Below are 13,751 nucleotides of genomic sequence, written 5' to 3'. Positions count from 1 at the left end.
TGACGGCCCCGTCCCGCCCGCGCGGGACGGGGTCCCGTCTTTCCGGACGCGCCTTAGGGACGGCAGACGGGGTCGGTAGCGGGAAGGACGCCGGAGGCAAGATAGGCGTTCACCTTGGCGTCCACGCACGGGTTCCCGTACTCGCCGTAGATGCCGTGGGCCGTGGTGTCCCGCAAGGTGAGCAGGCGGGAGCCCGTCAGCGCGCGGTGCATCGCCCGGCTCCCCTCGTAGGTGGTCGCGGTGTCGCCGGTGGCGGCGACGATCAGGGCCGGGGTCGCGTTGCCGATTCGGGTCAGCGGCTCGCGCGGGGACCCCGGCCAGAACGCGCAGGGCCAGATGTTGTTCTTGAGCGGGCCGAACAGCGGGTGGCGGGCGCGGCTGCGCTGGACGTCGGCCCAGTAGGCCGCCGGGTCGCGCGGGGCGGCGCGGTCGCCGCAGGTGATCGCGGCGGTGGGGGAGGCCAGGGGTGAGCCCGCGCCGGTGAGGACGAAGGTGAGGAGCCCGTCGAGTTCGGGGCCGGGCTCGGCGGGACGGCGGTGCGCCGCCTCGTTCAAGGTCCGGACCGTGGCGGCGAAGGAGGCGCGCGCCTCAGGCCGGTCGTCTCCGGAGCCGGTGGACAGCAGATACGGGACAAGCTGTTCATCGACCTTGTACGGGCCGATGTCCAGCGGGCGTTCCCCGGCGGCGGCGACGATCGCGTTCACCGTGCCGAGCACCCGCGAGGGGGTCGCGCCGAGGCGGTACTCCCGATCCCGTTTCGCGGCCCAGGACGCCCAGCCGCGTAGCGCGCGGTCTGCCTCGTCCTCGGTGCCCTGGGTCGCCCTGGGACCCCACATGGCCGGGTCGCCCGCGCTGTCCAGGACGACGCGGTCGGTACGGCCGGGGAACATCTGCGTGTACATCGCGCCGAGATAAGCCCCGTAGGAGTAGCCGAGGTAGGAGATCCGGGGTTCCCCGAGGGCGCGGCGCACAAGGTCGACGTCCCGTGCGGTGTCGCGCGTGTTCGCGTACGGGAGCACGTCGGCGTGGCGCTCGGCGCACCGCTCGGCGAGGTCGCGCTGGACCTCGACCTGCCGGTCGAACCGCGCGCGGTCCGGGCCCGCCGAGCGGAGCCACAGGCCGAGGGGCCAGCCGCAGTCGAGCGGGGTGCTGCGGCCGACGAAGCGCGGATCGAGGCCGACGAGGTCGTAGCGCGCGGCGACGTCGCCCATCGCCGCGCCCACCCGCAGCGGCATGTCGAGCGTGGGTTCGCCGGGCCCGCCGCTGTTGAGGACCATGACGCCGATCCGGCGCGCGCGGTCGGCGGCGGGCAGGCGGGACAGCGCGAGCGTGATCTTGCGTCCGTCGGGCGCGGCGTGGTCGAGCGGGACGGCGAGCTCCGCGCACCGCGCGCCGGCCTTGTCGAGTTCGGCCCCGACGGCGTCGTCGGGCCCCTGGGCGCAGGCTTTCCAGACGAGCGGCGGCGGCGTGTCGCCGTCCGCCCTGGTCAGCGGCACGACGGCGGCGGCAGCGGCGACCAGGGCGAGGACGGGCACCAGGGCTTTGCGGACCCGGAGAGATGTCGGTTTCATGGCCCCGGACGCTAAATCGGCGGGACGCCCCGGCACGATACAGCCGGCCGCACGTGCGGTGGTACAGCCCGCTGTAGTGCCTGTCCGGGGGTTTCGCTCGACAATGAGCCCTTTGCCGGTGTTGAAAGGAGACGCCCATGCGTGACCGTGTACTGCCGGGTTGTGGCTACCTGCTGGGCACGCTGGCGACCGCCGTCGGCACCCTGCTCGCGCTGCCTGTGCTGCTCGTGCCCCGGCCGGCGCGGCGCTGGGCGGACCCGCACCGGCGGCGGGCCGGGCGGCTGCTCGGCGTCCCGACCGCGGCCCGACGCGACGGGCGGCGCGACCTCCCCTGGGCGCTCGCGCACGTCGCGGTGGGGCTCCCCTTCGGGCTCGCCGCGCTGCTCTGCCTGGGCAACATCGTCGTCGCCGCGGTCGCGCTGGGGTTCTGGTGGGTGTTCCCCGCCGACGCGCGCCCCACCCTGTTCTCGCTGCTCGACGTGCACGTGGACGGCTGGGGCACCGCGCTCGTCGGCGGCTCCGTCCAGATCGCGGTCCTCGGCGCGGCGGCCTGGTTCGTGCTCCCGGCGCTCGCGCGGCTCCACGCGCGGCTCTGCCTCGCGCTGCTCGCCCGGTCGGCCGAGGACCGGCTCACCGAGCGGGTCGACGCGCTGACCAGGAGCCGGGTCGGCGTGGTCGACGCGCACGGCGCGGAGCTCCGGCGCATCGAACGCGACCTGCACGACGGCACCCAGGCGCGCCTCGTGGCGATCGCCATGCAGCTAGGCGTCGCCCGCGAATCCCTCGCCGACGACCCGGAGGCCGCCGCCGCGCTGCTCGCGCGGGCGCACGAGACGACCGAGGAGGCGATGGCCGAACTGCGCGCGGTCCTCCAGACGATCTACCCGCCGATCCTCGCCGACCGCGGCCTCGACGGCGCGCTGACCGCGCTCGCCACACGGTCGAACGTGCCGGTCGCCATCGACTTCGCCGTCTCCGGCCAGCTCCCGGCGACAATCGAGGCGGTCGCGTACTACGTGATCGCCGAGGCGCTGACGAACGTCGCCAAGCACGCGTCCGCGACCCGGGCGTCGCTGCGGGTCGGGCGCGCCGACGGAGAGCTGTCCATCGAGGTCGCCGACGACGGCAAGGGCGGCGCGGACGAAGCGCGCGGCACGGGCATCGCGGGGATACGCCGCAGGGTCGCCGCCCTCGACGGCGTCGTCCATCTCGTCAGCCCCCCGGGCGGCCCGACGACACTTCTCGTGCGGGTACCGTGCGCTTCATGATCGTCCAGGGGGTGCCGTGCGCGTCGTGATCGCCGAGGACAACGTGCTGCTGTCCAGCGGCCTCGAACTGCTGCTCGCGGCCAAGGGCTGCGAGGTCGTCGCGATCGCCGGCGACGCCCCCGCGTTCCTCGACGCCGTCGCCGCGCACCGCCCGGACGTCGCCATAGTCGACGTGCGGCTGCCGCCGTCGTTCCGCGACGAGGGGATACACGCGGCGCTGCGGGCCAGGCGTGAGCACGGCGCGCTGCCGGTCCTCGTGCTGTCGCAGTACGTCGAGCGCGAGTACGCGGGCGAGCTCCTGTCCGACGGCCGGGGCGGCATCGGCTACCTGCTCAAGGACCGCGTCGGCCGCGTCGCGGAGTTCGTCGACGCGCTGCGCCGCGTCGCCGCCGGGGGCACCGCGATGGACCCCGAGGTTGTCGCCCAGCTCCTCGCTCGGCGCGGCGGCGACCCCCTCGACGCCCTCACCCCGCGCGAAAGGGAGGCCCTCGCCCTCATGGCCCAGGGCCACGACAACACGACGATCGCCGAGCGCATGCGCGTCTCCGACAACGCGGTCCACAAGCACATCGGCAACATCTTCGCCAAACTCGGCATGTCCCCGGACGACTCGGGCCACCGTCGCGTCCGCGCGGTCCTCGCCTACCTCAACGGCCCCTGATCCCCCGGGAATCCGTGCGGGGTTCAAGCCTCGGCGGGCGGCTGGTCGGCGGCGAGGGTCGAGGCGGCGAGGATGGTCTGGGTGCGGTCGATGTGCGCCTCGAGCAGCCGCACCGCGAGGCCCGCGTCGTGGGCGAGCGCGGCGTCCAGCAGCTCCTTGTGCTCGGCGGTTATGTCGCGCTCCCTGCTGCCCGGCCCCGACCACGCCCGGTAGACCTCGCCTGAGTCGGTCAGGCGCGCGCAGATGTCGAGCAGCACCGGGTTGCCGCAGGCCGCGATGAGCCTGTGGTGGAAGTCCATGTGGGCGAGCGCCCACTCCTCGCTGCGCACCGTCGGGTCGTCGGGCAGGTAGATCGGCAGGCTCGCCATCCGGTAGTGCGCGGCGATCAGCTCGGACTCCCAGGTGAGGCCGCCGCGCTCGACGGACATCCGCAGCGCCGCGCCCTCGGTGATCTTCCGCGCGGCGTTCAGGTGGGTGAGCGCCTCGAGCGAGAGCGACATGACGTGGCAGCCGCGGTTGCGGTCGATGCGGACCAGGTCCTTGGCCGCGAGCAGCCCGATCGCCTCGCGCATGACGCCGAGGCCGACCCCGAACTGCCCGCTGAGCTCGGTCGGCCTGAGCCGCTCGCCCGGCTTCAGCCTGCCGCTGAGGATGCCGAAGCGCAGCTCCTCGTAGACGCTCATCGCCAGGGTCTCGCTGCCCGCTCTCTTCGCCACGGCAAGAATCCTAACATCCGCCGATTATCGAAAATCCATTGACAATCGATAATCAGTGGGCGAAGTATGGCCCGAGTCACACCTGAGAACCGCCACCCACCGCGCCGCCACCCCGGGCGGCCGGACGTTCGAGACCAGGAGACTCCAGTGAGACTGCCCAGCAAGATCGGCATCGCGGCCGCGGCCTGCGTCATGTCGGTCGCCGGTACCGCGGCCTGCGGATCCTCCGGCACATCCCCGTCGTCGTCGGCGAAGGACGTCCTCACCATCGCGCTCGGCACACCGCCGGTGAGCCTCGACCCGAGCCGAGGCGGGAACGGCCCGACGGCGATGTACCAGGCCCCGGCCTACCAGAGCCTGCTGCACCTCGAGGGCGACGGCGGCACCGAGTCGCCGAGCCTCGCCGAGTCCTTCAAGTGGGTGGACGCCCGCAACACCGAACTCCAGGTGGTGCTGCGGCCCGGCCTGAAGTTCTCCGACGGGACCGCGCTCGACGCGGCGGCGGTGAAGGCGTCAACCGCGCACTTCGCCACGAACGGCAGCGCCTTCGCCTACGTGGGCCAGCGGGTCGCGTCCGTCGACACGCCGGACGCGCGGACCGTCGTGTTCAAGCTCAAGGAGCCGGACCCGACGTTCCCCAACCAGCTCGCCGAGACCAGCGGCCTCGGCATGATCATCAACCCCAAGGCCATCGCCGACAAGGCGAACCTGGGGACGAGCACCGCGGGGGCGGGCCCCTACGCGCTGTCGACCGAGCAGACCGTCGTCGGGACGACCTACACCTACCTCCCGAACCCGCACTACTACGACAAGTCAGCGGTCAAGTACCAGAAGATCGTCATCAAGGTCATCGCCGACCCCAACACCGCGCTCGCCGCACTCCAGTCGGGCCAGGTCCAGGTGGCCTACGCGACCCCCGCGGGCTTCGCGCAGGCCAAGGCGGCGGGGCTGAACACCGCGGCGTTCCCCGGCGCGACGAACGGCTTGTTCTTCCAGGACCACGGCAAGCTCGTGCCCGCCCTGGGCGACATCGACGTCCGCCGCGCCATCAACTACGCGATCGACCGTAAGTCCGCCGCGGAGGCGGTGACGCTCGGCACCGGGAAGCCGACCGTGCAGCTCCCCGTCGCGGGCAGCCTCGGCCACGACCCGGCGCTGGAGGACGTGTACCCGCACGACCTGGCCAAGGCGAAGGAGCTGATGGCCAAGGCCGGATACGCCGACGGCTTCACCCTGCCGACGCTGGTCCCCGCGTTCGTGCCGACGTCGAGCAACCTCGCCCAGACGCTCGCGGACCAGCTCGCCAAGATCGGGATCACCCTCAAGCTCGAGTCAGTCACCACGATCGGCGCGTACGCCGCAGCCCAGGGCACCGCGAAGTTCGGCGCGACGGTGTTCGCGGTCGGCTTCCCGCTCGGCGTGCCGAGCGCGGCGTCGGTGCTCTTCGGCCCGACCGCGCAGGGCAACCCGCGCCGCGAGGAGTTCCCGACGGTGATGCCCGCGATCAAGGCGGCCTCCGCCCTGTCCGGCGACGCCGCCGCCACGGCGTGGCAGCGCATCAACAAGACGATCGTGGACGAGGCGCTCGAAGCCCCGATCATGACCGAGGTCTACGGCTACTTCTTCTCCAAGGACGTGCAAGGCGTTGACGAGTCCATCGCGGTGAACCCCGTCTACATGGCCCCGACGCCGTGACAAGGTTCCTCGTCCGCAGGATCGCCGTCTCCGCGCCGCTGCTGGTCATGGTGTCGTTCCTGACCTTCGTGCTGGTCAGCCTGACGCCGGGCGACGCCGCCTACACGGTGCTCGGCGCGGGGGCGACGTCCGAGCAGCTCGCCCAGCTGCGCGACCAGATGGGACTCGACAGACCGCTGCTGTCGCAGTACACGACATGGCTGGGGCACGCGCTGAGCGGCGACTTCGGCGCGTCGCTCATCTCCGGACAGCCCGTCGGGCACGCGATCGGGCAGCAGCTCGCCTCGACCCTGTCGCTCGTCCTGCTGTCGGTGCTGGTCAGCACGTTCTTCGGGGTCATGATCGGCGCGTGGAGCGCGGCGCGCGGCGGCAGGCTCGCCAGGCTCGTCGACAGCCTCAGCTTCGCGGCCCTCGCCGTCCCCGGGTTCCTGCTCGGCCTGCTCCTGATCCTCGTGTTCGTGCTCGCGGTTCCGGTCCTTCCGGCGAGCGGCTATGTGCCGCTGCTGGAATCGCCGTCCGGCTGGCTCCGCTCGCTCGTCCTGCCGGTGGCCGCGCTGTCGTTCGGCGGGATCGGCATCATCGCCAAGCAGAGCCGGGCGGCGATGGAGGACGTCCTCGGCAGCGAGTTCGTGGTCGTGCTGCGCGCCAACGGGTTCCGGCGCGGCTCGATCATCTACCGGCACGGCCTCAAGGCGGCCGCGGTGCGGATCCAGTCGGTGGTCGGCGTCATGTTCGTCGGCCTGCTGAGCGGTTCGGTCCTCATCGAGTCGATCTTCGCGCTGCCCGGTCTCGGCAGTCTCGCCGTCCAGGCGTCGGCCCAGGGAGACCTGCCGCTGATCCTCGGCGTGACCGTCGTGTTCACGCTGCTTGTCGTCGCCGCGAACCTCATTCTCGACAACCTCTTCCTGTTGGTGAACCCGAAGGTGGTGCACCGGTGAAAGTCATGGCTGAACCCGCGCGGAAGGCGCCCGTCGCGACGGCCGAGCGCGCGGCGGTCAGGAAGCCGCGCGTGTGGCGGCGGTGGGCGCTGCTCGCGGTCGCGCTCGGCTGGCTCGCGCTCGTCCTGACGGCGACTTTCGCCGCACCCCTCATCGCCCCGTTCGGGCCGAACGAGCAGGACGCGGCGGCGCTGCTCCAGGGTCCGTCCGCGGAGCATCTGCTCGGAACCGACAACCTCGGCCGCGACCTGCTGTCCCGGCTGCTGCTCGGCGGCCGGGTGACCATGACCGGGGTGCTGCTGGCGACCACCGTCGCGGTGGTGCTCGGCAGCCTGATCGGGGTGACCGCCGGATACCTGAGCGGGCTCGTGGACTCCCTGCTCGCGGCGGTCGCCGACATCCTCATGTCGATCCCCGTGGTCGTCATCCTCGTCTCGATCGCGGCGGTGACGTCGCGGAACGTCACGGTGCTCATGCTCACCGTGGGCGTGCTCGGGTCAGCGGGGGTGTTCCGGGTGTTCCGCGCCGCGACGCTCGAACTGCGGCAGGAACTGTTCGTCACCGCGGCGCGCGCCTCGGGGCTGAGCGGCTTCGGCATCCTGCGCCGCCACATCCTGCCGCGCCTCGGCGCGCTGGTGTTCATCCAGGCGGCCGTCATCGCCTCGCTCGCGCTCGTCACCCAGGTGGGGCTCGGCTTCCTCAACATCGACGTGGCACCGCCCGCGCCGAGCTGGGGGAACATGGTCGCGACGGCGTCGCAGACGATCTACGCGAGCGTCTGGCCGCTCGTCGCGCCCGGCCTGGCCATCGCCCTCACCGTGCTGGCGTTCTCGCTGGTCGGCGACATCGCGCAGCGGACGCGCACCGGGCACGCCCGTCAGGTCGGGCTCGGCAAGGTCAGGCGCAGGGCTAGCGCGCCGGAACCCGCGAAGACCGACGACGGGTCCCGCGTGCTCGTGCTCGACGGGGTGTCGGTCTCCGTCCCGACCGCCGACGGCGGCGCGGTGACGCTCATCGACGACGTGTCGATCGACGTGCGGCCGGGCGAGATCGTCGGCCTGGTCGGCGAGTCGGGCGCGGGCAAGTCAGTCACCGCGCGGACCGTGCTCGGGGTCGCCGCGGGCGACGCCCGCGTGTCCGGCTCGATCAGGTACCGGGGCGTGGAGCTGCTCGGCGCCGACGAACGCGCGCTGGCCAAGGTGCGCGGCGGTGAGATCGCCTTCGTCGGGCAGGACCCGATGGTGTCGCTCAGCCCGACGATCAGGGTCGGCGCGCAGCTCGCCGAGGCGGTCAGGACCCACCGGGGCGTGGGCCGGAAGCGCGCCGCCGAGATCGCGCTCGACCTGCTGGCCCAGGTGCGCATCCCCGACCCGGCGGCGGTGGCGGCGCGCTACCCGCACGAGATCTCCGGCGGCATGGCGCAGCGCGTGGTCATCGCGCTCGCGCTCGCGGGCGAGCCGTCGGTGATCATCGCGGACGAGCCGACCACCGCCCTCGACGTGAGCGTCCAGATGCAGATCCTCGACCTGCTCAGGTCGCTGCGCGAGGAAAGGTCGCTCGCGATGGTGTTCGTGACGCACGACTGGGGCGTCGTCGCCGACCTGTGCGACCGCGCGGTCGTCATGTACGCGGGCCAGGTGGTCGAGACCGCGCCGGTCGCCGACCTCTTCCGAGGCTCCCGGCACCCCTACTCGGCGGCGCTCCGCGAGGCCGATCCGCACCTGCAGCAGCCGGGGACGAGGCTGCGCACGATCGCGGGCCAGGTGCCCGCGCCGGGCAGCTGGCCGACCGGGTGCCGGTTCGCCGGCCGCTGCCGCCACGCGGCCGACGTGTGCGCGGCCGCGCCCATCACCCTGACCGCGCACGAGCCGGGCCGCGAGGTCCGGTGCGTGCGCGCCGACGAGATCGGACCCGGCAGTGACTGAAACCGGAGCGCTCCTGCGGATCGAGTCCCTTGCCGTCGACTACGCCGCGCGACGGCGTGGCCGGGCGTTCCGCGCCGTCGACGGGGTGTCCCTCGACGTCGGCGCGGGCGAGACCCTCGGCCTCGTCGGCGAGTCGGGCTCGGGCAAGAGCACGATAGGCAAGGCCGTACTCGGGCTCGTACGCGCCGCCGAAGGCAGGATCGTCTTCGACGGCGAGGACATCACGCACTGCGGCAGGCGACGCAGACGTGAGCTGACCCGCGAGATCCAGGTGGTCCACCAGGACCCGTACGGCTCGCTGAACCCGGTCCGGACGATCGGCGCGACCCTCGCCGAGCCGCTGTCGGTGCACGAGCCGCGGCTGCGCCGGCACGAGGTCGAGGCGCGGGTCCACGACGCCCTCGCCCAGGTCGAGATGGCGCCGCAGGTGGCGCAGCGGCTGCCGCGCGACCTGTCGGGCGGCCAGCGGCAGCGCGTCGCGATAGCGCGCGCGCTGATCGTGCGGCCGCGCCTGATCGTCTGCGACGAGGCGGTCAGCGCGTTGGACCTCTCCGTCCAGGCCCAGGTCCTTAACCTGCTCGAGGACTCACGGGAACGGCTCGGCGTCGGCTACCTGTTCATCTCGCACGACCTCGGCGTCGTCCACCACATCGCCGCACGGGTCGCGGTCCTGTACCGGGGCCGTCTTGTCGAGACCGACGAATCGGCGCGCATCCTCGGGAATCCGGGCCATCCGTACACCGCGATGCTCGAGGCCGCCGCGCCCGTCCCTGACCCGGTCAGGCAGCGCGAGCGCAGGGCGGAGTTCGCACGGCGGCACAGGGAGTTCACCGCCGCCGCCGACGCCGCGCGCTGACGAAAAACCACACCAACACCGAAACAGAAAGGCATGAGCCATGGCTTGTGTGTCGACCGCACTGATCGTCGGCGGCGGGATCGCCGGTCTCTCGGCCTCGATCGCGCTGTCCAACGCGGGGGTGCGCTGCGACGTCCTCGAACTCGCCGCGGAACCGCTCGGCGCGTCGCTGGGCATCTCCGGCCGCGCCGCCGAGGCGCTCGAGGAGCTCGGCGTCTACGACGCGTGCTTCGCGAACGCCGCGCCGTTCACCCCCGGCTCGACCGCGCTCACCCAGATGGCCGCCGACGGGACGGTGCTCAGCGCCGAACCCGTGCGCCCCCCGGCCTGGCCCGGCGCGAAGACCGCGATGGGCATCTACCGGCCGGTCCTGCTCGCGGAACTGGAACGGCACGCCGAGAGCCTCGGCGTGCGCATCCTCAGGGGCGTCACGACCGAGACGATCGAGAACGGCCCCGACGCGGCGTTCGTGACCCTGACCAACGGCGAGCGCGGCTCCTACGACCTCGTCGTCGGGGCCGACGGCATCGGCTCGGCCACCCGCGCCGCGGTGTTCCCCGAGGCCCCCAAGCCGTCCTACGCGGGCCAGCTCAGCCTGCGGTGGATGGCCCCGGGCCCGGCCGTCCAGCCGGAGGGCTGGTACATCGGCGAGGTCGGCAGGCTCGGCTTCTACTACCTGCCGCAGAACCTCGTCTACATCCCCGCGGTCGTGGACTCCGCCGAGCGGGTCAGGCTCAGCGACGCCGAGGCGAACGCGCTCTTCGGCAAGCTGCTCGACTCCTACACCGCGCCCGCCGTGGTCGAGCTGCGCAGCCGGTTCACCCCGGACTCCGAGGTGATCTGCCGCCCCTTCGACTGGATCTTCCTGACCGCGCCCTGGCACCGGGGCAGGACGCTGCTGATCGGCGACGCCGCGCACGCCACCACCGCCCACCTGGGCCAGGGCGGCGGCATGGCGATGGAGGACGCCGTCGTGCTCGGGCAGTGCGTGGCCAAGGCCGCGACGCTGGACGAGGCGTTCGCTGAGTTCATGAGCCGCAGGTACGAGCGGACCCGCACCGTCGTGGAGACCAGCGTCGAGCTGTCCCGGCTGGAGAAGGAGGGCGCGCACCCCGAGGAGAACATGGCGCTGATCAAGACCGCACTGCTGACCCTCGCACAGCCGTACTAGGGAAGAAGCCCATGGCCGACACCACAGTGCTGCGCGCGGACCCGAGCGCCCCGGGCGCGATCGACGTGCACGCGCACCTGCTCACCGAGACATACCGGAACGCGCTCCTCGCCGCGGGCCACGAGCTGCCCGACGGGTCGCCCGCGCTGCCGACCTGGTCGGCGGCGGGGGCGCTCGCCCTCATGGACGACGTCGGCATCGACGCCGCGGTGCTGTCGATCTCGTCGCCGGGGGTCTACTTCGGCGATGCCGCGGCCGCCGTCGGGCTCTGCTCGACCGTCAACGACGAGGCCGCCCAGATCATGCGGGACAGGCCAGACAGGTTCGGTTTCGCCGCGAGCCTGCCGCTGCCGGACGTCACCGCCGCGATCGCCGAGGCGAAGCGCGCGCACGCCGACCTCGGCGCCGACGCGATCGCGCTGCAGACCAACTACGGCGGTTGCTACCTCGGCGATCCCGCGCTCGATCCGCTGCTCGCGGCGCTCGACGCGCTCGACGCCGTCGTCCTCATCCATCCGGCGTCGCCGCCCTGCTGGGAACAGGTGTCCTTCGGACGGCCGAGGCCGATGGTCGAGTTCCTCTTCGACACCACCCGCGCGGTGTTCAACCTCGCGCTCGGCGGGGCGCTGCACCGCTACCCGGGCATCCGCTGGGTCGTGCCGCACACCGGGGGAGCGCTCTCGGTGATGGCCGACCGGGTGCAGGCGTTCGCGGCGGCCTGGGCGCTGTCCGCTGACGACGAGGCCGACGTGGTCGGCGGCCTGCGGCGGCTGTACTACGACGTCGCAGGGGTGCCGACGCCGCGCGCGCTGCCCGCCCTGCTCCAGCTGGTGAGCACGGGCCAGATCCTCTACGGCAGCGACTACCCCTTCACCCCGCAGCCGTTCGTCGAGCGGTTCGCGCGCGAACTCGTCGACGCCGACGTCGCCGAGCTCAGGCCGCTCGGCGAGACGCTGCGCCGCAACGCGGAGACGTTGTTCCCCCGTTTCGCCACAGAACGCCGGGCTTAGGCCCGGCGGAATCTCGGAAGGTCCCATGAAGAAGACAAAGAAGGTCATCATCAGCTGTGCGGTCACCGGTTCCGCGCACACGCCGAGTATGTCCGACTACCTGCCGGTGACGCCCGACGAGATCGCCACGCAGGCGATCGACGCGGCACAGGCCGGCGCGGCCATCGTCCACCTGCACGCCCGTGATCCCAGGACCGGCGAGCCGACGGCCGATCCCGCGGTGTTCAAGCAGTTCCTGCCGCGCATCAAGGAGGGCACCGACGCCGTCGTGAACATCACGACGGGCGGCTCCACGACCATGACCATCGACGACAGGCTCGCCGCGGCCCGCTGGGCACAGCCCGAGCTCGCCTCGATGAACATGGGGTCGATGAACTTCGGGGTGTTCCCTGCCGCCGACGTCGAGCGGGTCTGGAAGCACGAGTGGGAGCTGAAGTACCTGCGCGCGACCGAGTCGGCGATCTTCGCCAACACGTTCGCGCAGATCGCCACGACCCTGCGCGAGCTGGGCGACGGCGCGGGCACCAGGTTCGAGTACGAGTGCTACGACGTCGGGCATCTGTACAACCTCGCGCACATGGTCGACCGGGGCCTGGCGAAGCCGCCGTTCCTCGTCCAGTGCATCTTCGGCATCCTCGGCGGCATCGGGGCGGACCCGGACAACCTCCAGCACATGGTGACGGTCGCCGACCGCCTGTTCGGCGACGACTACCACCTGTCGGCCTTCGCGGCGGGCCGGCACCAGTTCCCGTTCGCGACGAGGTCGGCGCTGCACGGCGGCCACGTGCGGGTCGGCCTTGAGGACAGCCTCTACATCGGCAGGGGAGAGCTGGCCACCTCCAACGCCCAGCAGGTGGCCAAGATGGCGCTGATCCTCACCGAGCTGGGCAAGGAGATCGCCACCCCCGACGAGGCGCGCGCGATGCTCGGCCTGAAGGGGGCGGAGAACGTGAACTTCTGAGCCGCCTCACCCCTCGGCCTGGATGCGCGCGCCGACGTCGGCGATCAGCCGGCGCAGCCACGCGTGTCCGGCGTCGCGGGTGTGCGCCGGGTGCCACCACATCGCCTCGGTGAGGGGGACCGGGTCGAACGGCGGGTCGAGGGTGCGCACCGGGGCGATGCCCGTGAACCTGCGCGCGAGGCGCTCCTGGATCAGCGCGACCCGGTCGGTGCCCGCGATGAGGAACGGCAGCGACTGGAAGATCTCGACGACCACCTCGACCTGCGGTTCGATGCCGAAGAGGCCGAGTTGCCTTGAGGCATGGGTGTAGGTCGGCCGGTGGTAGAGGTCGACCCAGGGCAGCCTGGCCAGGTCGGCCACGGACAGCTCGCTGACGGGGCTGTCCTCGGCGATCATGCACAGCCAGCGGTCGGTGAACAGGTCGACCGCCGGGTAGCCGCCGATGATGCCGTGCGGGGCGAGGAGTCCGTCGACCGCGCGCAGTGTGGTGTCGAGGTCGTCCACGGCGGGTGCGGTGAGCTGGGGGAAGCGCAGCCGCACCCCGGGCGCCTCGGCGCGCACGGCGCGCGACAGCTCCTCGCCAAGGACGGCGAGGGCGTAGTCCGAGGTCAGGAGGACGAACTCGCGGTCGGCGGTGCGCGGGTCGAAGTCGGGCTGCGCGGAGAAGACGCGTTCCAGGATCTCGCACGCGGCCTGCGCGGGTTCCAGGAGCGTCAGGCCGAGCGGCGTGAGCTCGTACTCCTTGCGCACGCGGACCAGGAGTTCGTCGTCGAAGTGGCGGCGCAGCCGGGACAGCGCGGCGCTCATCGCGGGCTGGCTGAGCCCTATTCGCTCCCCGGCGCGGGTGACGTTGCGTTCGCGCAGCAGCGCCCGCAGCGCGATCACCAGGTTCAGGTCGAGGTTGGCGAGATTCATCTCTTGATCATCCAAGTCATGGATTCATCCTATAAGAACTATCTATTGTACAAATCCAGTGACC

General features: G+C 72.2%; 12 protein-coding genes. 9 read left to right on the top strand and 3 right to left on the bottom strand.

Translation table 11 applies throughout. The features are described 5' to 3' along the window. Positions 1-53 precede the first annotated feature (53 nt). The gene (locus tag R9X44_RS10625) at positions 54-1,571 is read right to left on the bottom strand and encodes an alpha/beta hydrolase (protein ID WP_319813877.1); all 1,518 of its coding nucleotides are present in this window, start codon (positions 1,569-1,571) and stop codon (positions 54-56) included. A 137-nt stretch (positions 1,572-1,708) separates the two neighbouring features. Here R9X44_RS10625 and R9X44_RS10620 point away from each other — a divergent pair, with 137 nt between their 5' ends. Both R9X44_RS10620 and R9X44_RS10615 read left to right on the top strand, forming a co-directional pair. Then, entirely contained in the window at positions 1,709-2,839 is a 1,131-nt protein-coding gene (locus tag R9X44_RS10620) for a sensor histidine kinase (protein ID WP_319813876.1), read from the top strand. A gap of 16 nt (positions 2,840-2,855) precedes the next feature. After that, complete coding sequence (locus tag R9X44_RS10615) at positions 2,856-3,500, top strand: response regulator transcription factor (protein ID WP_319813875.1); 645 nt, start codon at positions 2,856-2,858, stop codon at positions 3,498-3,500. Between the two features lie 23 nt (positions 3,501-3,523). On the opposite strand, the gene R9X44_RS10610 is transcribed toward R9X44_RS10615, so the two are convergent. Next, positions 3,524-4,216, bottom strand: coding sequence for a GntR family transcriptional regulator (locus tag R9X44_RS10610; RefSeq protein WP_319813874.1), 693 nt, complete (start codon positions 4,214-4,216; stop codon positions 3,524-3,526). A gap of 147 nt (positions 4,217-4,363) precedes the next feature. Between R9X44_RS10610 and R9X44_RS10605 the strand changes: the two genes are divergently transcribed. From R9X44_RS10605 to R9X44_RS10575, 7 genes are read left to right on the top strand one after another with little or no spacing between them, the layout of a single operon-like run. Continuing rightward, the gene (locus tag R9X44_RS10605; RefSeq protein WP_319813873.1) at positions 4,364-5,911 is read left to right on the top strand and encodes an ABC transporter substrate-binding protein; all 1,548 of its coding nucleotides are present in this window, start codon (positions 4,364-4,366) and stop codon (positions 5,909-5,911) included. Then, a complete protein-coding gene (locus R9X44_RS10600; protein ID WP_319813872.1) occupies positions 5,908-6,849 on the top strand; it encodes an ABC transporter permease in 942 nt (313 codons plus the stop codon). The genes R9X44_RS10605 and R9X44_RS10600 overlap by 4 nt, the downstream gene beginning before the upstream one ends. Before the next feature lie 5 nt (positions 6,850-6,854). Next, positions 6,855-8,774 (top strand): dipeptide/oligopeptide/nickel ABC transporter permease/ATP-binding protein, encoded by a 1,920-nt coding sequence (locus tag R9X44_RS10595; RefSeq protein WP_319813871.1) that lies wholly within the window; start codon positions 6,855-6,857, stop codon positions 8,772-8,774. Then, positions 8,767-9,630, top strand: a complete 864-nt coding sequence (locus R9X44_RS10590) for an ABC transporter ATP-binding protein (protein WP_319813870.1) — start codon at positions 8,767-8,769, stop codon at positions 9,628-9,630. The genes R9X44_RS10595 and R9X44_RS10590 overlap by 8 nt, the downstream gene beginning before the upstream one ends. Before the next feature lie 49 nt (positions 9,631-9,679). Beyond that, on the top strand, positions 9,680-10,801 hold the full coding sequence (locus tag R9X44_RS10585; protein ID WP_319813869.1) for an FAD-dependent monooxygenase: 1,122 nt from the start codon (positions 9,680-9,682) through the stop codon (positions 10,799-10,801). An 11-nt stretch (positions 10,802-10,812) separates the two neighbouring features. Continuing rightward, positions 10,813-11,811: an amidohydrolase family protein gene (locus R9X44_RS10580; RefSeq protein WP_319813868.1), complete on the top strand. Its 999-nt coding sequence runs from the start codon at positions 10,813-10,815 to the stop codon at positions 11,809-11,811. Between the two features lie 25 nt (positions 11,812-11,836). Beyond that, entirely contained in the window at positions 11,837-12,772 is a 936-nt protein-coding gene (locus tag R9X44_RS10575) for a 3-keto-5-aminohexanoate cleavage protein (protein ID WP_319813867.1), read from the top strand. Between the two features lie 6 nt (positions 12,773-12,778). Here R9X44_RS10575 and R9X44_RS10570 read toward each other — a convergent pair whose 3' ends face one another. Continuing rightward, positions 12,779-13,687 carry a LysR family transcriptional regulator gene (locus tag R9X44_RS10570; protein ID WP_319813866.1) on the bottom strand — a complete coding sequence of 303 codons (909 nt, stop codon included), beginning with the start codon at positions 13,685-13,687 and terminating at the stop codon, positions 12,779-12,781. Positions 13,688-13,751: the final 64 nt, after the last annotated feature.

The organism is Actinocorallia sp. A-T 12471 (genome assembly GCF_033875155.1).
Lineage (GTDB): Bacteria > Actinomycetota > Actinomycetes > Streptosporangiales > Streptosporangiaceae > Actinocorallia.
The sequence above is the reverse complement of the archived record's forward strand: the minus strand, read 5'-3'. Positions and strand labels throughout refer to the sequence as shown.

Bases quoted from the DNA above. Each gene is read 5' to 3' on its own strand.
- R9X44_RS10625 (WP_319813877.1), bottom strand. From the start codon at position 1,571: ATGAAACCGACATCTCTCCGGGTCCGCAAAGCCCTGGTGCCCGTCCTC.
- R9X44_RS10620 (WP_319813876.1), top strand. From the start codon at position 1,709: ATGCGTGACCGTGTACTGCCGGGTTGTGGCTACCTGCTGGGCACGCTG.
- R9X44_RS10595 (WP_319813871.1), top strand. From the start codon at position 6,855: ATGGCTGAACCCGCGCGGAAGGCGCCCGTCGCGACGGCCGAGCGCGCG.
- R9X44_RS10580 (WP_319813868.1), top strand. From the start codon at position 10,813: ATGGCCGACACCACAGTGCTGCGCGCGGACCCGAGCGCCCCGGGCGCG.
- R9X44_RS10575 (WP_319813867.1), top strand. From the start codon at position 11,837: ATGAAGAAGACAAAGAAGGTCATCATCAGCTGTGCGGTCACCGGTTCC.
- R9X44_RS10570 (WP_319813866.1), bottom strand. From the start codon at position 13,687: ATGAATCTCGCCAACCTCGACCTGAACCTGGTGATCGCGCTGCGGGCG.